Raw genomic sequence first — 22,241 nt, forward strand, 5'->3', positions numbered from 1 at the left:
GAAACAAAACTTGACCAATCTATCCCAAGTCTAGTCCACTTGGCCCTAAGGGAATTGAAAATACCGGAAGTCCGGATCACGCCATTACCGCCAGGGCTTTTAGAAAGTGCAGCGCCAGTTCACGGTCTCCCCTAAAAACAACCGCTTCCACTGCTTCATTGGGGACAATACCTTTGCTGAATATCCTCCATGCAAATTCTGCTGGAACGGTCAGCTCAGCGCTGGGAACCACTTTAGAAAAAGGCAGAAGCTGCCAACCCACCTTCCCCCTTTTGAGCCACCAGGTTTGGCTGAACTCTCCTTCAACCGTGAATTTGACCAGTGTTCCGAGAGGCCTGTCCATTTGCCGGTAGTGGTACGGTAGCGCTCTCATGGATGTTTCCAGATAAGGCTGATACAGTCTTTTAGAAAGCAGGGTATGATTTCCGGGGTCGAGGGCGTAAAAGATCTGCTGGGTATGGTGCCATTTCTCGGTGTATTCCCGTGCCACATGAAACCAGTTGGGAGATTCCTGTTCACCCGCCCAAGCCACTGAGAACAGCGCCTTGTCAAATGGCTTGAGTGAACGGATGAGATTCCGGTATTCTTTCCCGGAAGATTCCAGCAGGGCTGTCAGCACTTCCGGGCTAAGCCGGTTGGTGGCAGTTACCCAATCCGCATTCAGTCTGTTAAGAAAGCCCACCAGATCCCCATAACCCTCAGTCCGGCCCGGGCTTTCGCCGAAGTAACTGTCACGCAACATGGAGACCGCCCTGAGGTTGCCGTCAAGGAGATGGGCGGCAACCTGCTTTACTGTCCAGGAGCCCGCCAGAGTCCGGCAATGCCATTCTTCCCAGCTTAAACTCTTTAATTTGGCGAGCAACATTTCATCAAGTTCCTGAAAAAGATGTCTGGTCCGGATGGGAATAGAAGCGTTCATGCAGGTAGGTTTTCGCTAAATAGCCAAAAGGCACACTCTTTTCAAAATGAAGATTTGGGCAGGACCAAAAAAGGCACTAAGATGTCTTCAGGAGGAAGAAACTATCTGGCGGAGCAAATACAAAATAGATTTTAAGGCATGGCGCCGAAACCGGAATAGACTTACCAACTTCTACAAATCCCCTCCCAAATCAGATGATTAATCTAAACAACCAATCCAGTTGAAAGCTACCACCGAATGGTCAGAAAAGTCACTAAAACCAAAGGATCTGTCGGTTATAAACATTAGGGTTTATTACTCTTTACCAATTCTAAAACTCTCCAACCGTCCACCACTTCCAACTCATTCCATTCCCCCCGTCCTTTTAAATCAGGAAGTCTTTTTCCTGCCTTTGAAATCCAAATGGAATGGTCCACCGCCCGTTCAACAATCCAATCAGGGTCCGCTTGAAGATTAATCAAGCGACCTTTCCAACCCTCATTCTCTTGAAACTGTGTCTCCCGATTCAAGCTCTCATCGCCATCATACACCGAAATCACTTCCAGATCCGAATTAAAAAGCACCGAAGGCAGGCGCTTATTGTATATAATTACCTCTTTGGCCGTAGCCTCATTCTTTTTTATCCATTCAGTCACTCGATGCGTGTCGTTTGTCAAGCCCGGATTTTGGCTCATGAAATAGGTTGACATTCCGGTCAGTCCCATTGTAAAAATAAAAGCAGAAATCACGGTTCGATCCATTCTTCGGATTTCTACTTTCTGTAAAGCGGCAAGAATAGAGGCAGTAATAAACCAGATGAAGTAAAACTTGAAATTCAAGCTAATCTTAGGCTCAATAAGTGGCAAAGCGACCAAAGCCAGCATCAACAAAACATGAAAACCCTGCTGCCATTGCTCCCAGATTTTTTGTTGGGAATCAGTAAGCTTTTCCCAATAATTAATCGCTCCAATCGCCAATCCAGAATATAAAGGCAAGATGTATAACACCAATTTTGACTGACTCAGCGAGAAGAAAACCAGCGGTAAAAGCACCCACATGACCAAAAGAGCTCCTTGGGTACCGAAATCAGTTCTTTTGAGGGGAATCTTTTTAAGCAAAATAATCACCCAAGGAAATGCTGTTCCCAGTAAAACAGCCCCATAAAACCAAAATGGCTGGCCACGGTGGAAGGCATCTGATGCGAAGCGATCTATCGTGTGTTTGAAGAGGAAGTAATTCAGAAAGCGATCATCTTCTGACTGTAATAAAACAAACCAACTCAACCCAATTCCCAACATCAATGCGATTCCGGCCAAGTGAATCTTAAGCGCACCCATTTTCTTTTTCATCACAAGTCCTTGATAAATCCATATCAGAACAGGTATAATCAACACCACAGGGCCTTTTGTCAAAAACCCAATTCCCAGAAAAACATAACAAAGAAGGAGCTTCCAGGGCTTTTTATCCTCCAAAAAACCAAACCAGAAATACAATGCTGTCAAAACGAATAGTGTCAAAAATGTATCTGTAGTAAGCGCCCTGCTTCCAATAATCAAGGCTGGAAATGACGCATACAGCATGGCGGAAAGAAAGGCAGGGTTGGATCGCTTAAAGAAAATCAATGCGATCTTATACACGAGCCATATCTGTAGGAGTACAGAAATCTGAAGTAAGAACCTAGCCGAAAACGGAGAAACCCCCATGACTTTATAGCTCAAAGCAGTCAGCCAATAGGTCATTGGTGGCTTGTGGTAATGGTAAATCCCCATCAGCTGAGGATGCAACCAATCACCTGTTTGCACCATTTCCTTGGCAATCTGCGCATAGCGAGCTTCGCTGGATTCGGTTACAGACCAAGCTCCCAAATTGAGAAACAAAGCCATTCCAACAAAAGCCAGCAGCAAGGTCATTCTCACACTTTTTATCCGATCCAGAAAACTGAGTTTTGCTTCATTTGCTTTTCCGAAGTGGATCATGAGATTCCGCCCATAAACCAAAATCCCAAAAGCCTGACCGATAAACAGCACAGAGTCTTTTCGCAGTATTGCATAGGAGGCAATAAGAACCGCGCCTACCAAACTGATGTACCAAAAGCTCAAAGGAAACTGGGATTCTTTGCTTCGCTCGGATTCAAACCATTGCACCACAAATCGAGTAGTAAAAACAATCTGCCCTAACGTACCCCAAGTAAGCAGCATCCCACTGATCTCTGGATTGTGCACCAAACTGTGAAAGTCGTAGTGCGCATGGAAAACCAAGTATCCCAAAAATAGAATTGGTAAGAAAAGAAAGCCTAATCGAATCCACCTCGGAAAGAGCTGCCAGGCATTCTGGATTTTCAGATTTCGGATGTAAATAAAATACCCAACAATTTGCCCCCCGACGATCACCAGGTCCTGACGAAAAGTTCCGTAAACCAGCAAAAGAAAAGAAGCAATTAAGCTGAGTTGCCAAAAAACAACCGGAGAAAGCACTTTTCCGGCTTTCTCAGACTTGACTAGTTGGATTACAAAACGGGCTGAGAAAAGCCCTTGAGCGAGAAACCCAATCCCCAGAAGTAAAGAATTATTCATGGATTACGGCTTTTTGCCCTTTGACCGAATTTTCAGAAATGGTATAGACTGACTGGCGATTCATCATCCAGCGCAAAGCAAGCGTATCCTGAAGCGGTGATAAAAGCCGATTCCAAAGATTAAACTTGGATTTTCCGGTGATTCTCGGGAAATGCTTTACTGGGATTTCTTTTACTTTTTTGCCCTGAATCAATGCCAAGGCTGGAAAGAATCGATGCATCCCTTTAAAAAAAGGCATATCCATAGCAACAGATCTACTCATGATTTTCAACGGACAACCGGAATCATGAACGCCATCATGCAGCATAGAATCTCTAAACCAATTGGCAAAAGTGGAAGACATTTTCTTCACCGTACTGTCCTTGCGTCCCTCTCTTCTGCCTGTGACAAAATCATAGGCAGGAAGCATTGCTTCCAGTTTGAGAAAGTCAATTGGATCTGTTTGCAAGTCCGCATCAATATAGCCCACCCATTGAGTCGTTGATTTTTCGAAACCTGCCCAAATGGCAGCACTCAATCCAGCATTTTTTTCAAAAGAGATGTATCCAACATAGTCATGAAGCGCTGCAAGTTTCTTGATTTCATTCAGGCTATTATCAGTGGACCCATCATTGACAAAGAGTAGATTCACTTCAAATTTTGAGGAATTGATATACGCTTCGAAAGCCGGTAAAAGTCGGGCAATCCCTTCCTCTTCATTGAATACAGGGATAACGATGGTGATTCTGTTAGCTTTCATGGAAATTCTCTTCAAAACCGTTAAAACTTATAAGTGTACCCTACCCGAATCACCTGCGTCTCGTAATAATCAGCGCTCGTGTAACTGAAGTCATTTCCATCAATGGTCTTCTTGATTACCATGGTATTCAGCAGATCAGTGGCATTGAAGAATACCTCTCCCTTCCCTTGCTGTACAGTTCGCTTCAGGCCCACATCCAGGGAGAATCTAGCCTGAATCTTCCCCTGCGGAAAAATATCCGGTGCCAAATAAACCGCCGTCAATTGTCCGGAAAAGCTGTCCGAAAACTTGAATTTGGAGTTCCATTTGACGTTTCCTGAGAAAATCTCCTGCTCGGCAGCGGTAAATGTGTGCGGAATTGGATAAAGGTTTTCGACAGTAAATGCATCGATCTGATTGTGGTATCCGGTTAGATTCAAGTCAAAAGAATACCAATCGGTGACATTCTGATCCCAAATAATTTCCAAACCTGAGTTATAACTTTTGTCGGCATTCTGATAGATCGCATAGATCAGCCTGCTTCCCGGCACCGTTGTCGAGATCCGGGTGATTGTGCCATTTACCATCCGGTGATATGCTGCGGTGTATAGGTATCCAGTGCTCCAGCCAGCTTTCCAACCAAGTTCGTAGGAATTGGTGAATTGAGGTTTCAAGGCAGGATTTCCCACTTTGATAATCTCAGCATCATCGTACTTCGGAAAAATCCGAATGTCCACTTCATTTGGTCGATCCACACGCCGGTTGTAAGAAGCTGTAAGCTTATTCAGCTCATTGATTTTATAGGAAATCCGTGTATTCGGAAATGGCTGAAAGTAATTGTAACCATCGCTTTTGTAGGTAGGGTGGTTTGGATTCACTTCATAATCCAGGTCCACATATTCCAGTCTTAATCCTACTTCCCCTTCCCACTTTTTACTTTCATAGATATAATTTCCATAGACGGCCGGTATGATTTCTCTGTAAGTAGCTGCTCCACCTGCCAAAGAGTCAATGGGAGAATTCAAGCCTGGAAAAAACTGCATATTGGTAGGAATCCAGCGTTTGCGCAATTTCAAGCCTGTTTCAAGACGTCCATTTTTCAAGGGTTGCACATAGTCAAGCGTCAGATCTATCACATTCTCATCCGAAAGCAGTTTGAATGCATCCTCCCCGGTATAGGTCGGCAGCGTATTGGTGAAAAAATACTGTTCGTCTTCCCGATGAAAGGTATAATTCAAGCCTGCAGAAAGGTTGTGTCCTGGGTCCGCAAAATTATGCTTGAAAGCTGCCGTAGCCATCACGGTCGTTTTTAGCTCATCCTCCAGAAACTGCCAAAGTCTCAATAGCTCTGAGAGATCTTCATTGTAAAAAGGCTGATCTCCACGGTCGATAATCTTTTCACTTCCAAACATGCCCGAAACCGTGAGCGTGTTGACAGCATCGATAGTCCAATCCACACCCGCCCGAGTGGTCAGGAAGTTGGTGTTTCTATTCCGCTTCAACTGTTGATTGATGACGGTACCATCGTCATAAGTCCGGGTCACGAACTCATTTTTATTCAGTGTTTGTGTGTAGAGATTATCCGCCTGAAAGAAAAAATTCACATCCTTTTTTCGGTAATTCAGTGAAAGGGATGGATTGACCTTTGGAGTAGCCTGATACTGTGGTCGAATTCCCGGGAGGTTTGCTTTTTTCTCCCAAAGCGCACCAAGACCCAGTGCCATTCCTACAGTTCCGTTAAATCCTTCCTGTTTTTCCTTTTTGAGAATGATATTGATGATTCCACCGTTTCCGTTGGCATCAAACCTAGCAGAGGGATTGTTGATGATTTCGATCTTTTCGACCGAGGATGCAGGCAAATTATCCAGCCCAGACTGGTTGCCAAAGCCTGTCAAAGCTGTCTGTTTTCCATCGATCAGTACAGTTACACGGTTGTTACCACGTATTTGAACCTGTCCCTCGACTACGGCAACACCCGGAAGATTGGACATGGATTGCAGGACAGAGCCCCCACTTTGGCTAATGTTCTCGCTCAAATCGTAGGTTTTCTTATCCATTTTGGAGCTTAAGGCATCCTGAACCCCAATAACTTCCACTGCTCCCAGTTCTTGATAGGAATCAGTCATCCAAATCTCGCCAACATTCAAAAAGGCAGAGCTCGAACCGACAAATAAGGGTGATTGAATGGTTTGGAACCCAATAAAACTAGCTTCCAATACGTACTCTCCCGGTGCTACATCCGAGAGCGTAAAAAGCCCTGATTCATCAGAAATCGCTCCGGTAACGAAGGCTGAATCTGCGCCAGTCTTAAGTACCACATTTACGAATGGTAAAGCCTCCTTAGAAGCCTCGCTCATAATTTTTCCTGACAGCTTTACTTTCGACTCTTGGGCGAAAACAGCCTGAGAAAGTGAAAATAAGAAAATAAGGAGTTGATTTTTAATTTCCATCCAATTCTCAGATCGCTGTCTTTGCAAGTAATTTTCCATTGATATTGAATACACACTCCCATTCTTCATCGCCTTTTTCTACTGCTAATTCATAGACGCTTCCATCCTTTTTTTCAGAGATTTCCGCTTCATCAATTTTGAATCCTGCGAAGTTCTGAGCTAATGTCTGCTTGATCGCTTCCGGAATTTCAGCTGCTTTGATTTCGTGTTCCGTCTCCTGCCAGGTTCCGCCTGTTGAAAAATTGGCTGAGTATTCTTTTCCGTCCTGCTTGAACTCTGCTTCCCATTCAGTGGCAGATTCCATATTCCAGTTGACCTTTTTTGAAGCGGGAAATTTCTGCGAAAAAGCAGTTTTAACAGCTGCCGGCACTTCCTTTTCAGAAGGCTCTCGAGCGCAGACACTTGCAGAAAGCATGACTCCAATTGATAAAATTGTGAGATACTTTTCCATTTGAAGTTTGGGTTCTGTAAAAATGATTACCCAAAACTCGCACGAGATTTAGAAGACATTTAGAATTTACTGAAGCGGACAGAGAAAATGTGGAAATAATCCGAAAAATCGTAGGTGATTTCCCATCCATTTTGCTTGCAAATCTCTTTGACAATGGCCAACCCCAATCCACTGTTGGTAGTCTCTGTGGTAGAAATAGAAAATCGCTTGAATAAAAAATCCCGATTCAGCCTTTCCTTACCCGAGTTTCTAAAAGAAAAACCATTGTCATCCCATTCAATGCCGATTTCACCATTTGCTGAAGTGTGTCTTACTGCATTGGAAAGTAAATTGTTGACCAGCGTTTCTGCGAGAAATTTACTTGACTTAAAAACACATTTACCTTTTCTGCTTTTCTGAAAGTTCAGCTTCTTTTCGCCAATATAATCCTGAAGCAGCTCTTCGCTTTTCTCAACTTTCTCCGCAAAATCTATTTCTGAGATATCCGAAAAATTACTGTTGTCGATTCTGGCCAGCAGGAGCAAATTCTTATTCACTCGGGTTAGCCTTGCCAATGGAATCTGTATCGCATTAACCAATTCTGACTGATCAGAACTGAGTTTTTCATCCTGAAAAAGAATTTCCAATTTTGATTTCAGCAAGGCAATGGGAGTTTGCAATTCATGGGAAGCATTTGCGACAAAAGCCTTCTGTTGATTATAAACGCCAATATTTTCCGAAATCAGCTTGGAAATCGTATGGTTCAGAGACTCAAATTCCTCAATGTCGGTAGGTTCAAAAGTCAATTCTTTACCCGCACTCAAGTCAAAAGATTTCAACCTGGTCAGCGTACTGTCAAAGGGTTCCCAGACACTTTTTGAAATCTTCCTGTTAAGTTGGATAAAACCGAAAACCAGTAATCCGTAAAGCAAAACTGTCACCAGACCGATGGCAAAAATAGTTTCATAGGCTTCCTCAACATTGGTTTCGATATTCAATAAATAGGGCTTATTATCAATCCGAATCACAGTTTGCAAACCTCGAAAACGATCCCACTCAGACTCGTATTCATTGTATTTCGTTACTTCATAAATGCTATCCCGGCTACCACTGGCTTCTGTAATTGGCGTAATGGATGAACTCGGCTGCAAGGTGTTCCAAGTATGGAGAATCGTCTCCAAATCATGCCCGGACAGATGAGCCTGCTCGAATCGGTTTTCGATCCGCTCCATGATGATCTCATGATTGTCATCTATCTCAGTCACCCAGATCCAATCCACCACCAAAAAGTAAATAGGAATGCTCACCAGCAGAATGATCAAAGCATAGATGGTAAAGGCTTTGAATGGTTTATCGAGAAGCTTGATCATATTTCCCATTTATATCCAGTGCCATACTTTGTTTTCAAATAATTCCCATAGCCCCCCTCGCTGAGTTTTTTCTTCAGGTTCTTGACATGCGCGTAGACGAAATCATGACTATCAAACATATCCGCCAAATCTCCTGATAGATGCTCTGCCAAGGCGCTTTTGGATAAAACCCGATTCTTGTTGCCAATGAAGAAAAGTAGCAAGTCGTATTCTTTTTTTGTCAAAGGAATTCCATTACCACCTATTTGAACGGTTTTGGAAAGCAAATCAATTTTTACTTCATTCTGAACAATCAGATTTGAAGGGTCAAACTGCTTTCTTCGAATCACCGAATGAATCCTCGCCGCTAACTCAGAATGATGAAATGGTTTGGCTAAGTAGTCATCTGCACCGATATTCAATCCCTTGATCTTGTCTTCCAAGGAGTTTTTGGCAGAAATGATTATTACACCGTCCTGCTTATTCTGACTTCTCAGATATTCCAAAATATCAAATCCATCTCCTCCGGGTAGCATCAAATCAAGCAAAATGCAGTCATACTGATAAAGACTTACTTTCTCCCTAGCCGAAGGAAAATCAGCGGCAGTCTCACATAGATAATTTTCCCCTGAGAGATAGTTTACAATATCTCTTGCCAGCTCCTTTTCGTCTTCTATCACCAAGATTTTCATGCATTCAAAATACGAATTGAATTTGGAAGGAATTTAGAATCGAAAAAAATAGAGCATTGTTAACCCCATGACCAAAAAAGGGGTTTCCCCCTTTCTTAAAACGGACAGGTCATTAGAATATAATCTACCGCTTTCTGGGCTTTGGATGCCGCCTCAATCAACAGCTGCTTGTCATTTTTCAGCTGTGCGATCCAGTTCTGCAAGTATGCTGCTTGGTTGTCTATCAGATACTTATTCTCAATCCCCGTATAGCCGCAGAGGTACCCTGCTCCCATTTCGGCGATGAGTTCTTCCTTGCAATAGTTGGAGGATCCAAAATAATCCATTTCCGCCACTCCCAGACGGTTTAGCCGGTTTTCACTTCCGGTTGAATGGACCAGCTCATGAAACAGAACCGCATAGTATCCTTCCGCTGTCTTAAACCTAGGCTTTGGTGGCATATTGATCAGATCCAATTGGGGATGATAGAAGGCTTCCTCCTTCTGGTGAATCAATTTGGGAGGATTCAGCATCTCTGCATAGACCGCCTCACACTGTTCGATCGCCGGTATCCAGTTGTCTACAGGGGTTTCGGGCAGTTCCCAATCGATTCCTTCTATCAACTCTATCGGGAAGATCTTGTACTCCTTCAGAAAACAGGTCTTGATCAGTGCATCAATCGGATAGTCCCGAACCAGTTCGGCAGGTATGTTCCTTCCTGTCTCCTTGTGCCTGTAGACGAAGTTCCAGTAGCAGACCGGGATCGCCTTCGCTCCTTTTTTGATCCTCCCTCCCAGACTTTCGGCTTGTTTGAATGTCAGGTAGTAAGGAGACTCGTGCTGAAGTGCCAGTAGAATCCAGAGGTTGATTCCGCGGTAGGGCTTTTTGGTCAGATAGTTGGCAGGCATCCCTTTCACGCTCCAGGGCTGATGCCATGGGATGATACCCTGTTCCAGCCGTTCCAGGATAAGGCGGTTAAAAGTCTCATACACATCATAGGGGGAAATCCTGGTCTCCGATGTGGTTTTCTTCCTTGCTGCGGATCTGCCAGACTTGGCTGATTTTCCAGAGGTTTTTGCTGTAGTTTTCATTTTTCTTTACGTTTTAGTTAGAAATGAACTGATACAGCAGTCCCCGCGGGAAGGAGGCACTAAGTGCAAGAGGAAACGGAATAAACCAGCAAAGGCAAGAGTGCGGGCTTTATGCCGTAGTCTCTTGCCTCGTGTGTCGCCTCCCCGCTAACTTAGCTGGAGCAGGGAGTAAATAAAATTAAAGGTTTAGGGGTAGTTTAAAGGGCCCTTTAAAAAACTATTATAAATGAACCTGGGAATGGACGGCATTGCCTTTATCGATAGGATAATCATTCAATTCCGTCCTCTTAAGATTGTATCAAAAACGAATCTTAAGGCAGGCTTCACTGATAATTCAGATGAAATATCCCTGGCTCATTTTTGCAAAACTATCCCGGAATCTGTCCCGGCGCTCCAGAATTTGAGAAACCGGACAATGATACCCTATTCCTGCTTGGGCGGCGTGATCTATTACCATCAAGAGGAAGTAAAAAAACTGCTCTTAAAGCAGGGATCGACCGAAAATCCGTTTGGGAAAATCTGATTAAAATAGGCCCAAACCACCTTCTGGTTGGATCCCCGATGCGAGATTCATTCCTAAAACCGGTAAAATACTATTTAAAAAAAGAGGAGCCTAAAGCTCCCCTTCGTCAGCGAAGGAATAGTATCCCTCCCGGCCCAGGATGATGTGGTCCAAGACCGGAAGATCCAAGGCCCTTCCAATCTCCACCAACCGTCTGGTCAGTCTTTTGTCCTGTTCGGAAGGCAGAAGATTTCCCGAAGGATGATTGTGGCTGAGTACAATCGATGAAGCATTGGCTTTCAATGCTGCGGCAAAGACAACCTTGGCATCCACGACCGTTCCGGCTGTTCCTCCCGTACTGACCGTGGAAATTCCCAACACCCGGTTTCCCCTGCTGAGCAACATCACCTGAAACTGCTCGACATATTCCAAAGAATCCTGATTCCAGAATCGGAGCAGGACCTCATACACCTGTCTGGAACAGTCAACTTTCGGTCTCTGACTGAGACTTACTTTTGGACGATACGACAGCGTGATCTCCGCTACGGTATTCAGATCAATTGACTCATTTAAAGCTTCCATAATTTTTTTCGTTTTGGTGAAACATGAATTATGGAATCCTCCCAGTCCTGATCCGACCAAGGCCAAGAGGAAAAGGAATAAACAAGCGGGGGATTGCGGGAAAGCTTTATGCCGGAAGCTCTTGGCCGCACGGAGGATGCAGGGCTACCTTGGTCCATAATTCAGGGACACCCTTTCTCTGCCAAAAAAAAAACCAAATCTTTTTTTAGTAGCTACCACAACAGTGTAAAAAACAGGGATTTGCCGCATGCAGATTTGCTTCTGTCAACGGGACACAAACCCGATTCACCAAAACAGAAATCCCATGTTGGAAGCTATTACCTGGAACCATTACTTCAGCATCCTAGCCATAGGACTAACAGCCTATTATCTGGGGATCGCTATACTCTACTACCCTCAAGAACTTCGCGGCCTGGTTTCCGGAAAAACCATGCAGTTCAATCTATCCCCCCTGCAGGAAAAGGAGCGGCACCTGAGCAAGACCGGGGCGAATGAGATTAACCCATTGGAAGAACTGGAGATCACGGTTGCGGAACTCAAAGGCATACTCGGAAGGGCGGGAAACCTGACAGACCCATACCAGCTGCTAGATCAGTTAAGGGATGCGCTGTCCAACCACCCCGGGCTTCGGGAGCCCGCCCACCGGGTTGCCATTTACAACTTTCTCCAGAGACACATCCCCAAATACACCCCCCACAGTTTCAGCGAATCAGAACTGAAGGCGCTCTGGAAAGAATAACACGCTACTACAATGCATCACTCCTACTCCTTCAAGAAGGAACAGAGTCACTCCTCAAACATTCCAAACCTTAAAATCCCATCCCATGAAAATTCCAAAAAACAACATCGTTTCAAAAAAAGGAAAAGCAGGCCTTTCCACGCTACTCCTCATCATCAGTTCGGTTTCTGCCCAAGCCCAAGACGGTCTGGCCGGTATTGCCGAAGCAGACCGGCAGGTGAGAAGCTACTTTGCCGCAGGTACCAGCCTGATGTATGCCATCGGAGCCGTTCTGGGGCTGATCGGCGCAGTCAAAGTCTATCAAAAATGGAATGCGGGTGATCCCGATACAGGAAAGGTTGCCGCAGCCTGGTTTGGCAGCTGCGTGTTTTTGGTAGTCGTAGCCACCGTCATCCAATCCTTCTTTGGAGTCTAAGACCTCCCTCACTCCACTCACCATGTCTATCAGCATTTATAAGATCAACAAAGGGATCAACAAACCCATCGAGTTTAAGGGATTAAAAGCCCAGTACATCTGGTACCTCGGTGCCGGTGTGCTGGCAAACCTGATCCTCTTTGTCCTACTCTACATCCTGGGAATCCATCCATTTGTCTGTATGGGACTTGTCGGGATGTCAGGAACCCTGCTGGTCATCCAGGTTTATAGGCTCAGCCAGCGGTATGGAGAACATGGCCTGAGCAAGAAATTCGCATACCGACAAGTTCCCCATGCGATTCGGCTTAGATCCAGAGGAGTATTCCGCAAGGTAAAAACCAAAAAAAGGTAGGTCCGGATTCCCTGACAACCGCCACCCCTATCCCCATTCCCTCTACAAATTCCAATCCCACAGTTCCATGGAAAGATTACTAGAAAAGCATTTCCCTATCCTGAGTATTGAACAGGACTGCATCCTTTCCAAGATGGGAGATATCACCGTTGCCTACCAGCTTAGCCTCCCTGAGATCTTTACCCTCAGTGACCGGGATTATGAGGCCTTCCATCAGGGCTGGATCAAGGCCATCAAAGCCCTGCCCCAAAACAGCATTCTGCACAAGCAGGACTGGTTCGTAGAACGCAGCTATGCCGCAGATTTCAACAAAGAAAGCGACAGTTTCCTGGACCGCAGCAGCGAGCGGTTCTTCAACGAAAGACCCTTCTTGGATCATTCCTGCTATCTCTTTCTCAGCCTCAAACCCAAAAACAGAAAGCCCGCCAGCAGCCTGCTTTCCAACCTGCTCCGCTCCCACATTATTCCCGAAGAACTGAACCTTTCCCAGACGCTCAACACCTTTCTGGATGCCTGTGGGCAGTTGGAGCGAATCCTAAGCGACAGTGGTTTTGTAGGAATCCACCGGCTCAAAGAAGACTCGATCTACAGCATCCAAGATCAAAAAGGGATTCTGGAAAAATATTGCAGTCTTTCTGAAAACTATGCGTCAACCTGGATCGGTGACATCCGCCTAAAGCCCCTCCTGCAAGTAGGCAACAAATCCTGCAAAATATTCAGCATCAGTGAACCGGAAGATCTTCCCGCACTCTGTGGCAGCAGGATCAATTATGACAGATACAGCACAGACAACAGCAAGTTCAGTGTGGGATTTGCCTCATCACTGGGTCAGTTGCTTTCCTGTAATCACATCTACAATCAATACCTCTTTATCGGGGATGCCCAAAAAACCCTCAAAGAAATGGAATCCAAACGGCTTCGGCTCCAGTCCCTGGCCAACTACAGCAGGGAAAATGCAATCGCCCGTGACGCCACCAATGATTTCCTCAATGAAGCCATCGGGCATCAGAGACTCCCGATAAAGGCCCATTTCAATATTTTGGCATGGACCGAGGATGTCAACCAGCTCTCCGAGATCAAAAAACAGGTAGGGGCTGCCTTTACCCAGATGGAGGCATCAGTAAAGGAGGAAACTGTGGGTGCCCCGCAGATCTTCTGGGCGGGAATTCCCGGAAACAGTGCGGATTTTCCCATGAATGACACCTTCGACACCTTTCTGGAACCAGCTACTTGTTTTCTCAATCTGGAAACCGCCTATCAAAGCTCCATCAGTCCCTTCGGAATCAGACTGGGCGACCGGCAGACGGGAAAACCCATTCATGTAGACCTTTCGGACGAACCGGTCAAACGCGGTATCTGCACCAACAGAAACAAATTCATCCTTGGACCCAGCGGCTCCGGGAAGTCCTTTTTCACCAATCACCTGGTTCGGAGTTACTACGAACAGGGCACCCATGTAGTCCTGGTGGATGTGGGACATTCCTACAAAGGACTTTGCGACCTGATCAAGGGCTACTATTTCACCTACGATGAGAGAAACCCCATCCGATTCAATCCCTTCTACATCGCCGAAGGGGATCAATTGGATACCGAAAAGAAGGAAAGTATCAAAACCCTGCTCCTGGCACTCTGGAAGAAAGACAACGAGACCTTCCGGCGCAGTGAATATGTCGCCTTATCCAACGCCCTGAAAGGCTATTTCGAGAAAATCGACAGCAACCCTTTGCTATTGCCCTCTTTCAATACCTTCTACGAATACCTGCAGGGTGATTTCAAAACCCTGCTTTATGCAGAACAGGTGAAAGAAAAGGACTTTGACATCAGCAACTTCCTGTATGTGCTGCGGCCCTATTACCGGGGAGGTGAATTTGATTACCTGCTCAACGCGACCGAAAATCTGGATCTCCTTCAGGAACGCTTTATCGTCTTCGAACTGGATATGATCAAAGACCATCCCATCCTTTTCCCGGTGGTTACCATCATCATCATGGAAGTCTTTATCAATAAGATGCGGAAGCTCAAGGGCATCCGCAAACTGATCCTGATCGAAGAAGCATGGAAGGCCATTGCAAAGGAAGGCATGGCAGAATACATCAAATACCTCTTTAAAACAGTCCGGAAGTTCTATGGCGAAGCCATTGTGGTCACCCAGGAAGTAGAGGACATTATCAGCTCCCCGGTGGTCAAACAGGCCATCATCAACAACAGCGACTGCAAGATTCTGCTCGACCAGTCCAAGTACCAAAACAAGTTTGACCAGATCCAACAACTCCTGGGTCTGACCGACAAGGAAAGGGCGCTGGTACTCTCAGTCAACAAAGCAAATGACCCCAGACGCAGGTACAAGGAAGTCTTTATCAGTTTGGGAGGCACACAATCCAAAGTGTACCGCACGGAAGTATCCAAAGAGGAATACCTGGCCTACACCACCGAAGAGACGGAGAAGATCAAAGTGATGGAATACGCAGAGCGGTTTGGCTCCATCCAACACGGCATCGCAGCCCTTTGCGCAGAATCCGAAACCTAAATCTCTAACCTAAACCACCAATCTAAAGCCATATGAAAGTCCACAGCAAAACAGTCAAAAGAAGTCTGACCCTTTCCCTTTTGGGCATCCTCTTTCTCCTACCCCCAAATCCAAGCCAGGCGGCAGTTCCGATTGCCATACTGGAAATCATCAAGGCGGGAGTCACCAAAGTCATCGTGGCGATGGATCTGAAAATCCAGCGGGAGCAAAATCAGGTACTCTGGATGCAAAATGCCCAGAAGGTGATGGAAAACACTCTGTCCAAACTCAAGCTGGAGGAAATCGCCAATTGGAGCGAAAAACAACGGGATCTATACCAACGGTATTTCAATGAACTCCAGACGGTCAAGACTGCCATTTCAGGATATCAACGGATCAGGGAGATCTCCCAAAAGCAAGCCCGGATTGTCTCCGAATACCGAAAAGTCTGGGCTGTCATCCAGGCTGACAGTCATTTCAGCCTTCAGGAAAAAGAATACATGGCCAGGGTGTACACCGGAATATTGTCCACTACGGTCGATAATCTGGATCAGATGGCACTGCTGGTCAAATCCTTCACTCTTCAGATGGGGGAAGGGGAGCGTCTGGAGCTCATCAATGAAACGGCCAACCGGGTAGATCAGAATTACCAAGACCTCATTTCATTCAATCTCAGCAACGGACAGGTCAGTCTGCAACGCGCCTCCAACAGCAATGAAATACGCCAGATCCAGAACCTCTACGGAATCAACCGCTAATCCATTTAATCTCAATGCCATGAAAAAAATGATTCTCATCTGCTATTTGGCCTTTCTGTCCCTGAATTCCCATGCCCAGACATTTGACGAATGGTGGAATCAGAAAGAAACCCAGCAAAGATATCTGACCGAACAGATTGCCGCTTTAAGCGCTTACGGGGCAGTTCTCAAGGAAGGCTACGAAACGGTATCTCAAGGGCTGGGACTGGTCCATAACCTACAAAATGGAGACTACACCCAACATCAGGGGTATTTCAATTCATTTTCTTCGGTCAACCCCCAAATCAAAAACCACCCGGAAGCCGAGCAGGCACTCAAAATCTTTTTCAAAACCCGGCAACTGACCCAACAAATCCCTGATAAGCTCTTCCCTTCCCCACACTTATCTGGGCCTGAAGAGCAAGTCATCCGGCATGTACTGCTGGCAATCCAAAAAGACAGTGAGCAGATTCTGACTGAACTCGAAGAGCTATTGGAGGAAGGACTACTGCAAATGAGTGATACAGATCGCCTCAAACAGCTCTCCGGGATCAATCACCGCATGCAGGATGTCTATGGCTACAAGGTCCGGTTTTATCAGGATTGCCGGGACATCAGTCTCTCCAGACAAAAAGAATCCCAAGCCATCCAACAGCGTAACGCACTCTACTCCTTCCCATCAAACTAAGACAGCCATGAAACTCTCCCTACTCTTGACTCTTTCGATCTTCCTTTCCCTGGGCATTTCCACAAGTAAAGCCCAATCTGACGAAGCCGCCCAGCTTCTGCTCAATGTCACCAAGCTGAGCCAGTTGAAGCAGATCTTGACTGATCTTGAAAAAGGCTATACCACCTTGAAGACAGGCTACACCCAGATCGAAAATCTGGCATCCGGAAATTTCAGCCTACACCAAACCTTCCTCAATAACCTATTACAGGTAAGCCCCGCAGTCAAAAACTACCACAAAGTAGCCGAAATCATCGGCTATCAAATCAGGCTGGTCAAAGACTGCCAACGGGGAATAACCGGCTTCAAATCATCCGGTCAGTTTACCGTCAATGAAATCTCCTACCTATCCCAGGTTTATGGAAACCTCTTTGACAAAAGCCTGCAACAGCTGGATGAACTCACGCTGGTTTTGACCGCCGGACAATTGAGAATGTCCGATGAGGAGCGTCTGAAGGCGATAGACCGCATCCACTCAGACCTACAGGACAAGCTTTATTTCCTGACTGACTTCAATCAGGAAAACCAAATCCTGGCCATCAGCAGAGCGAAAGCCAGCCAGGAAATAACCCAAATCAGGAATCTCCACTCTTTAAAAGCTTACTAAGAATCAAAGCCCATGAAAGCCGGAAACAGGATTATTTTATTGACGGCCGCCGCGCTGTTGGTTCCACTGACTACCCAAGCCCAGACCGGCATAAACCGGGGATTGCATGCAGTTCTGGAAGAGCTCTATTCTGAGATGATGCCGCTCTGCAGCCAACTGATATCCGTGTCTCAGGGGATCGCTGCCTTCGCAGCACTGTGGTACATCGCCTCACGGGTCTGGCGTTCCATTGCCAATGCAGAACCGGTGGATCTCTACCCCCTATTCCGGCCATTTGTGATTGGATTTTGCATCCTGCTATTTCCTTCTGTACTGGCCCTGATCAACGGAGTGATGAATCCTACCGTCACGGCAACAGCTTCGATGATGGATAATTCAAATTCCGCTGTTGAGAACCTGCTCAAACACAAGGAAGAGCTGGTCAAAGGAACGGTCAAGGGGGAAATGTACAGAAACAATTACAGACAGGGAGACTATGAAAAATGGCTCAAATACACCGAAGGATTGCCAGAAGACAGTCCTGCACCCGAAGAGGGTTTTTGGGAATCGATCAGTAACGAACTGGCATTTGCCGGTGCTAAATTCAGCTTCAACTTCAAACATTGGATCAAGCAGGCCCTTGCCGAAATCCTCCAACTCCTGTTTGAAGCAGCAGCACTGTGCATCAATACACTCAGGACCTTTCAGCTGGTGGTACTGTCTATCTTGGGTCCGTTGGTATTCGGACTTTCAGTCTTCGACGGGTTCCACCATACCTTGACCGTCTGGCTGGCCCGCTACATTAATATCTACCTCTGGCTTCCTGTGGCCAATATTTTCGGAGCCATCATCAGTACAATTCAGGAAAAAATGCTGGTTTTGGACATCGGTCAGGTCGAAAGTACCGGTGACACCTTCTTCTCTGCCACCGACACCGGATACCTGATCTTTCTGGTCATTGGAATCATCGGATACTTCTCCGTTCCGTCCGTGGCCAACTACATCGTCCATGCTGCATCAGGTGGAGCCCTTCCCCACAAAGCCACCGCCTTCTTCACCAAAGGCACCGTCAACACGGTAGCTGCCGCAGGTGCGACAGCAGGAACTGCCGCCAGAGGCGCTGGCATGGCCGCCGATTATCTGGGAGACAATGCCAGCAGGGTTTATCAATACATGTCCTCCCACGGAACGTCCTCAGGCTATTTCGGGGATAAAGACAACTATCAATCCGACAAACTCAAGGGCAATTCCTAAACCGAAAATACATGTTTCAACAACCCAAAAACATCAACACGGCCTTTCGCCAGATCAGGATTTTCACGCTGGTGATCATCATCGGATGCCTTTTCCTTTCGGGCTTTGTGTTCTTCAAAAGCCAGCAGCTGAGTGCATCCCTTCAGCAGAAAGTGTACATCCTGGCCAATGGAAAAGTACTGGAGGCCCTGTTGACCGACAGGCGGGAAAACCTCACCGTTGAAGCCAAAGACCATATCGCAACCTTCCACCAGAATTTCTTTACGCTCGACCCGGACGAAAAGGTGATCAGAGCCAATACCACCAAGGCGCTCTATCTGGCGGACTTTTCTGCCAAAAGACAATACGATAATCTCAGGGAAAGCAACTATTACTCCAACATCATTTCCGGAAACATCAGCCAGGAAATCCACACCGACAGTGTGCAAGTTGACCTATCCCAGGAGCCTTACTATTTCAGATACTACGGAAAACAGGTACTGACCCGCACCGGGTCCATCGTAACCAGACAATTGATCACGGAAGGAAATCTCAGAACAGTTTCCAGAAGTGAGCATAATCCCCATGGCTTTTTGATCGAAAACTGGAAGACCCTGGAAAATCAAGACATCCACATCCAAACACGCTAACCATGACACATCCAAACCATCCAAAGTCTCAGCAAAAACGCAAGTTTCTGCTCATGCTCCCGATTCTGACACTACCCTTCCTCACGCTGACGTTTTGGTCGTTGGGAGGAGGTTCCCGGTCCGAATCGTTTCAGATGGACAACCCAAAGGAGGGCTTCAATCTGGAGCTTCCCGGGCTGATTGAAAATAAGGAAAAGGCACTTGACAAACTCGGACACTATCAGCGCTCCAGCGCCGATTCCAGCCGATTCCGACAGGAAGTAAAAAACGACCCCTATTATCGAATGGCCTTTATGGGTGGACAGGGAGACGAAGATGTACCATCCCAGGAGTATGCAACCGGAACTTCCACGAGCCAAACGGCTACCGTGCAAACTTCCACACCAGGCTATCAAACTACTCCCGAAGAACAGATCCTTCAGAGACTGGAAGCCCTCAACCGTACACTGAATGAAAGCCCCCAAAACCCCGGTCTTCCTGAAACACATGGGCTAGCATCAAACCATCTCAAACCTGCTACGGCCAATACAGCCCTCAGTTCAGATCTGGATCGGCTGGATCAGATGATGCAGCAAATGCAAAACACCCATTCAGAACCTGATCCGGAATTTCAGCAGATGGCTGAACTTCTTGACCGTATACTGGACATCCAGCATCCTGAACGGGTCCAGGAGCGAATGCTTGCGCAAAAGACGGTCAGGGAAACCACTCCACCCAAGAGTTTACACCCCGCCCCCAACCAGGACTTTACTACTTTGGAATCCTACAAACAGCACACAGCCGCCAAAGAAACACCTTCCAATGGATTTTTTGGCCTGGAGTCGATTTCACCTCAGTCCCAGTCCCAGTCCAATTCTTCCGTCAAGGCGGTAATCCATGAAGATCAGACCCTCGTTTCGGGGTCGACGGTTAAACTTCGGATTACCCAAGAAACAAACCTCGGTGACATCACCCTGCCAAAGGATCAGCTGATCTATGGTATTGCTTCCCTGAACGGGGAACGGCTAAAAATCTCCATTCGCCATATCCGGTTGGCGGAACAAATCCTTCCCGTTGATCTGAAGATCCACGACGCTGACGGGCTGGAAGGAATCCTGATTCCCGGTTCAATCAGTCAGGAAGTCAGCAGCCAAACCGGAAGCCAGACCATACAGGGATTGGGATTTAACAGCTTGGATTATTCCCTGGAAGCGCAGGCAGCCAATGCAGGCATTGAAACCGCTAAAAGCTTTTTGGGCAAAAAAATCAAACAGGTCAAGGTCAGTCTCAAAGCAGGCTACCAGGTCTGGATCATCGACAACATCTAAAGAGCAACCCCATCATTCCAAAAATCCATTCCCATGAAACTACATGCTATCATACTGACTACTCTCTTGGGCGCCCATGTCTCCAACTTCTCTTTCGCACAGCGTAATTCGGATTTTGAAACCAAGGCTATCCCCAGCTCAAGTCTGCAGATCAGTGATCAAATGACCACGAATCTGATATTTCCCCAAGCGATTAAAAGTGTAGACCGGGGAAACCGGAACATCCTGGTTCAAAAAGCCAACCAAGTTGAAAACATCCTTCAGGTGAAAGCTGAAAACAGCGATTTGCCAAACAGTAACCTGACCGTTATCACCGAAGACGGTGGCTTTTACTCTTTTGACGTGGTGTACAAACAAAACCCGCAAGAACTCAACTTGGACATCCGGCCGACTGCCAAGGCACCCATGGCAGAATTCGGTGTCCCTGTCGAAACAAAATCCGAAATGCTGAAAACTGCCCAATTGATCTCCATGAAAAACAGGCATATGCAAGCCATCCGGCAACGAAGATTTTTGACGGGGATCACACTGACAGGGATCTACATCGAGAAAGACGTCCTCTACTTCCAAATCCAACTGGAAAACCAGACGAATATTCCTTATGATACAGAACAGTTTCGACTGTTCATCAGGGACAACAAACAAAGCAAGCGCAGTGCCTCCCAGGAACTGGAAAAGATTCCAGTTGTCATCTGGGGGGATACCAGCAGGATTCCCGCACAATCGACCCAAACACTGGTTATCGCACTTTCCAAATTCACCATTCCGGACCAAAAACACCTGGGAATCGAACTGATGGAACAAAACGGCGGAAGAAACCTGCGCATCAAAGTCAAAAACCGACACCTGATGGAGGCAAGCATACTTGACTAGTCCATCAAATTATCCAAGAAATTCTCAATCCAAATACATACTCATCACAAAACACAACAGCCATGAACGAACAGAACTTTGATTACCTCAAAAACCAGGTCAAGTACAGTGGATTCGGAGACTCCCTGGAGAAATCCCTGAAAGAACAAATCCAAAAAGGAGAGCCAAATTTCACTTTGAAGCACCATACGGATTTTGGAGGCGACACAGTGAATGCCGACCTCCATTTCAGAAAGTCAGGTACGTCTGACATGTATTTCTTTAACAAATACGACCTGAGCCTCACCAAGTCAGGCCAGGATGAACCGTCCATCAGCCAGACTTTTTACATGGGAAAAGAGAATAATTTCACCCTGAAAGAAGGATACAACCTCTTGGATGGACGGTCTGTAAACAAAGATCTGGTCAACAAGGATCAGGAAAAATACAATGCATGGGTACAGCTGGACTTTAAGCAAACAGATGACAGCGGCAATTTCAAATTGAAGCAATTCCATGAAAACTATGGCTTTGACCTGAAGACAGCCATGGAAAAACACCCGATCAAGGAGCTTCAAAATCCCGAAGACCAAAGCCGCCTGATGGATTCCCTAAAAAAGGGAAACCGACAATCCGTCACCTTCGAACTGGAAGGAGGAGAACAAAAACGCTTCATAGAAGCAAGTCCCCAGTTCAAAAGCATCAACGTTTACGATTCCAACCAGATGAGGACTTCGGAATCCCAAGCCAAATCAACCTCCAAAAGCCAATCCGAATCACAAAAACAGGAAGTGGCCGAAGACTCTGAGGAAGGCCCCTCGAAAAAGTCCAGAAAAAGAAAAAGCCAAGGAATAGCGAGTTAGACCACCCACC

Annotated in this window: 22 protein-coding genes; 13 read left to right on the forward strand and 9 right to left on the reverse strand. The window is 46.3% G+C overall.

All coding sequences use genetic code 11. The features are described 5' to 3' along the window. Positions 1-76 precede the first annotated feature (76 nt). The 8 genes from B0E43_RS08205 to B0E43_RS08240 all read right to left on the reverse strand — a co-directional run bounded on the left by B0E43_RS08205 (position 77) and on the right by B0E43_RS08240 (position 10,180). Positions 77-919, reverse strand: a complete 843-nt coding sequence (locus B0E43_RS08205) for a maleylpyruvate isomerase N-terminal domain-containing protein (RefSeq protein WP_077348477.1) — start codon at positions 917-919, stop codon at positions 77-79. 284 nt (positions 920-1,203) lie between these two features. Further along, positions 1,204-3,471, reverse strand: coding sequence for a lipid-A-disaccharide synthase N-terminal domain-containing protein (locus B0E43_RS08210; protein WP_077348479.1), 2,268 nt, complete (start codon positions 3,469-3,471; stop codon positions 1,204-1,206). Further along, positions 3,464-4,210, reverse strand: coding sequence for a glycosyltransferase family 2 protein (locus B0E43_RS08215; RefSeq protein ID WP_077348481.1), 747 nt, complete (start codon positions 4,208-4,210; stop codon positions 3,464-3,466). The genes B0E43_RS08210 and B0E43_RS08215 overlap by 8 nt, the downstream gene beginning before the upstream one ends. Before the next feature lie 20 nt (positions 4,211-4,230). After that, positions 4,231-6,678: an outer membrane beta-barrel family protein gene (locus tag B0E43_RS08220; RefSeq protein WP_371454679.1), complete on the reverse strand. Its 2,448-nt coding sequence runs from the start codon at positions 6,676-6,678 to the stop codon at positions 4,231-4,233. Continuing rightward, positions 6,647-7,090 carry a PepSY-like domain-containing protein gene (locus tag B0E43_RS08225; protein WP_077348483.1) on the reverse strand — a complete coding sequence of 148 codons (444 nt, stop codon included), beginning with the start codon at positions 7,088-7,090 and terminating at the stop codon, positions 6,647-6,649. The genes B0E43_RS08220 and B0E43_RS08225 overlap by 32 nt, the downstream gene beginning before the upstream one ends. A gap of 59 nt (positions 7,091-7,149) precedes the next feature. Beyond that, positions 7,150-8,439: a histidine kinase dimerization/phospho-acceptor domain-containing protein gene (locus tag B0E43_RS08230; RefSeq protein ID WP_168171919.1), complete on the reverse strand. Its 1,290-nt coding sequence runs from the start codon at positions 8,437-8,439 to the stop codon at positions 7,150-7,152. Then, the gene (locus B0E43_RS08235; RefSeq protein WP_077348487.1) at positions 8,436-9,110 is read right to left on the reverse strand and encodes a response regulator transcription factor; all 675 of its coding nucleotides are present in this window, start codon (positions 9,108-9,110) and stop codon (positions 8,436-8,438) included. The genes B0E43_RS08230 and B0E43_RS08235 overlap by 4 nt, the downstream gene beginning before the upstream one ends. 95 nt (positions 9,111-9,205) lie before the next feature. Beyond that, positions 9,206-10,180, reverse strand: a complete 975-nt coding sequence (locus tag B0E43_RS08240) for an ArdC family protein (protein ID WP_077348489.1) — start codon at positions 10,178-10,180, stop codon at positions 9,206-9,208. A gap of 226 nt (positions 10,181-10,406) precedes the next feature. Here B0E43_RS08240 and B0E43_RS08245 point away from each other — a divergent pair, with 226 nt between their 5' ends. Then, positions 10,407-10,703 (forward strand): hypothetical protein, encoded by a 297-nt coding sequence (locus B0E43_RS08245; RefSeq protein WP_077348491.1) that lies wholly within the window; start codon positions 10,407-10,409, stop codon positions 10,701-10,703. 90 nt (positions 10,704-10,793) lie between these two features. Here B0E43_RS08245 and B0E43_RS08250 read toward each other — a convergent pair whose 3' ends face one another. Then, complete coding sequence (locus B0E43_RS08250; RefSeq protein WP_077348493.1) at positions 10,794-11,264, reverse strand: RadC family protein; 471 nt, start codon at positions 11,262-11,264, stop codon at positions 10,794-10,796. Positions 11,265-11,511: 247 nt separating this feature from the next. Between B0E43_RS08250 and B0E43_RS08260 the strand changes: the two genes are divergently transcribed. The 12 genes from B0E43_RS08260 to B0E43_RS08315 all read left to right on the forward strand — a co-directional run bounded on the left by B0E43_RS08260 (position 11,512) and on the right by B0E43_RS08315 (position 22,231). Next, positions 11,512-12,003, forward strand: coding sequence for a hypothetical protein (locus tag B0E43_RS08260; protein ID WP_077348497.1), 492 nt, complete (start codon positions 11,512-11,514; stop codon positions 12,001-12,003). Between the two features lie 85 nt (positions 12,004-12,088). After that, entirely contained in the window at positions 12,089-12,418 is a 330-nt protein-coding gene (locus B0E43_RS08265; protein ID WP_077348499.1) for a DUF4134 domain-containing protein, read from the forward strand. Positions 12,419-12,440: 22 nt separating this feature from the next. Next, positions 12,441-12,770, forward strand: coding sequence for a DUF4133 domain-containing protein (locus tag B0E43_RS08270; RefSeq protein WP_077348501.1), 330 nt, complete (start codon positions 12,441-12,443; stop codon positions 12,768-12,770). Between the two features lie 67 nt (positions 12,771-12,837). Then, a complete protein-coding gene (locus tag B0E43_RS08275) occupies positions 12,838-15,297 on the forward strand; it encodes a TraG family conjugative transposon ATPase (protein ID WP_077348503.1) in 2,460 nt (819 codons plus the stop codon). Between the two features lie 32 nt (positions 15,298-15,329). Continuing rightward, positions 15,330-16,034, forward strand: a complete 705-nt coding sequence (locus tag B0E43_RS08280; RefSeq protein WP_077348505.1) for a conjugal transfer protein TraI — start codon at positions 15,330-15,332, stop codon at positions 16,032-16,034. A gap of 19 nt (positions 16,035-16,053) precedes the next feature. Further along, positions 16,054-16,701 (forward strand): hypothetical protein, encoded by a 648-nt coding sequence (locus tag B0E43_RS08285; protein ID WP_077348507.1) that lies wholly within the window; start codon positions 16,054-16,056, stop codon positions 16,699-16,701. Between the two features lie 7 nt (positions 16,702-16,708). Then, a complete protein-coding gene (locus B0E43_RS08290) occupies positions 16,709-17,347 on the forward strand; it encodes a hypothetical protein (protein WP_077348509.1) in 639 nt (212 codons plus the stop codon). 12 nt (positions 17,348-17,359) lie between these two features. Beyond that, a complete protein-coding gene (traJ, locus tag B0E43_RS08295; protein WP_077348511.1) occupies positions 17,360-18,580 on the forward strand; it encodes a conjugative transposon protein TraJ in 1,221 nt (406 codons plus the stop codon). An 11-nt stretch (positions 18,581-18,591) separates the two neighbouring features. Next, on the forward strand, positions 18,592-19,209 hold the full coding sequence (gene traK / locus B0E43_RS08300; RefSeq protein ID WP_077348513.1) for a conjugative transposon protein TraK: 618 nt from the start codon (positions 18,592-18,594) through the stop codon (positions 19,207-19,209). A gap of 2 nt (positions 19,210-19,211) precedes the next feature. Then, on the forward strand, positions 19,212-20,516 hold the full coding sequence (gene traM, locus B0E43_RS08305) for a conjugative transposon protein TraM (RefSeq protein ID WP_077348515.1): 1,305 nt from the start codon (positions 19,212-19,214) through the stop codon (positions 20,514-20,516). A gap of 33 nt (positions 20,517-20,549) precedes the next feature. Next, positions 20,550-21,389: a conjugative transposon protein TraN gene (gene traN, locus B0E43_RS08310; RefSeq protein WP_077348517.1), complete on the forward strand. Its 840-nt coding sequence runs from the start codon at positions 20,550-20,552 to the stop codon at positions 21,387-21,389. 62 nt (positions 21,390-21,451) lie between these two features. Then, positions 21,452-22,231 carry a hypothetical protein gene (locus B0E43_RS08315; RefSeq protein WP_077348519.1) on the forward strand — a complete coding sequence of 260 codons (780 nt, stop codon included), beginning with the start codon at positions 21,452-21,454 and terminating at the stop codon, positions 22,229-22,231. The last annotated feature ends 10 nt before the right edge of the window (positions 22,232-22,241 follow it).

This window comes from Algoriphagus sp. A40, assembly GCF_002002735.1.
Classification (GTDB): Bacteria; Bacteroidota; Bacteroidia; order Cytophagales; family Cyclobacteriaceae; genus Algoriphagus.

Excerpts from the sequence above, each read along its gene's own strand:
- B0E43_RS08205 (WP_077348477.1), bottom strand. The coding sequence starts at position 919 with ATGAACGCTTCTATTCCCATCCGGACCAGACATCTTTTTCAGGAACTT.
- B0E43_RS08210 (WP_077348479.1), bottom strand. The coding sequence starts at position 3,471 with ATGAATAATTCTTTACTTCTGGGGATTGGGTTTCTCGCTCAAGGGCTT.
- B0E43_RS08215 (WP_077348481.1), bottom strand. The coding sequence starts at position 4,210 with ATGAAAGCTAACAGAATCACCATCGTTATCCCTGTATTCAATGAAGAG.
- B0E43_RS08220 (WP_371454679.1), bottom strand. The coding sequence starts at position 6,678 with ATGGAAAATTACTTGCAAAGACAGCGATCTGAGAATTGGATGGAAATT.
- B0E43_RS08225 (WP_077348483.1), bottom strand. The coding sequence starts at position 7,090 with ATGGAAAAGTATCTCACAATTTTATCAATTGGAGTCATGCTTTCTGCA.
- B0E43_RS08230 (WP_168171919.1), bottom strand. The coding sequence starts at position 8,439 with ATGATCAAGCTTCTCGATAAACCATTCAAAGCCTTTACCATCTATGCT.
- B0E43_RS08235 (WP_077348487.1), bottom strand. The coding sequence starts at position 9,110 with ATGAAAATCTTGGTGATAGAAGACGAAAAGGAGCTGGCAAGAGATATT.
- B0E43_RS08240 (WP_077348489.1), bottom strand. The coding sequence starts at position 10,180 with ATGAAAACTACAGCAAAAACCTCTGGAAAATCAGCCAAGTCTGGCAGA.
- B0E43_RS08245 (WP_077348491.1), top strand. The coding sequence starts at position 10,407 with ATGAACCTGGGAATGGACGGCATTGCCTTTATCGATAGGATAATCATT.
- B0E43_RS08250 (WP_077348493.1), bottom strand. The coding sequence starts at position 11,264 with ATGGAAGCTTTAAATGAGTCAATTGATCTGAATACCGTAGCGGAGATC.
- B0E43_RS08260 (WP_077348497.1), top strand. The coding sequence starts at position 11,512 with ATGCAGATTTGCTTCTGTCAACGGGACACAAACCCGATTCACCAAAAC.
- B0E43_RS08265 (WP_077348499.1), top strand. The coding sequence starts at position 12,089 with ATGAAAATTCCAAAAAACAACATCGTTTCAAAAAAAGGAAAAGCAGGC.
- B0E43_RS08270 (WP_077348501.1), top strand. The coding sequence starts at position 12,441 with ATGTCTATCAGCATTTATAAGATCAACAAAGGGATCAACAAACCCATC.
- B0E43_RS08275 (WP_077348503.1), top strand. The coding sequence starts at position 12,838 with ATGGAAAGATTACTAGAAAAGCATTTCCCTATCCTGAGTATTGAACAG.
- B0E43_RS08280 (WP_077348505.1), top strand. The coding sequence starts at position 15,330 with ATGAAAGTCCACAGCAAAACAGTCAAAAGAAGTCTGACCCTTTCCCTT.
- B0E43_RS08285 (WP_077348507.1), top strand. The coding sequence starts at position 16,054 with ATGAAAAAAATGATTCTCATCTGCTATTTGGCCTTTCTGTCCCTGAAT.
- B0E43_RS08290 (WP_077348509.1), top strand. The coding sequence starts at position 16,709 with ATGAAACTCTCCCTACTCTTGACTCTTTCGATCTTCCTTTCCCTGGGC.
- traJ (WP_077348511.1), top strand. The coding sequence starts at position 17,360 with ATGAAAGCCGGAAACAGGATTATTTTATTGACGGCCGCCGCGCTGTTG.
- traK (WP_077348513.1), top strand. The coding sequence starts at position 18,592 with ATGTTTCAACAACCCAAAAACATCAACACGGCCTTTCGCCAGATCAGG.
- traM (WP_077348515.1), top strand. The coding sequence starts at position 19,212 with ATGACACATCCAAACCATCCAAAGTCTCAGCAAAAACGCAAGTTTCTG.
- traN (WP_077348517.1), top strand. The coding sequence starts at position 20,550 with ATGAAACTACATGCTATCATACTGACTACTCTCTTGGGCGCCCATGTC.
- B0E43_RS08315 (WP_077348519.1), top strand. The coding sequence starts at position 21,452 with ATGAACGAACAGAACTTTGATTACCTCAAAAACCAGGTCAAGTACAGT.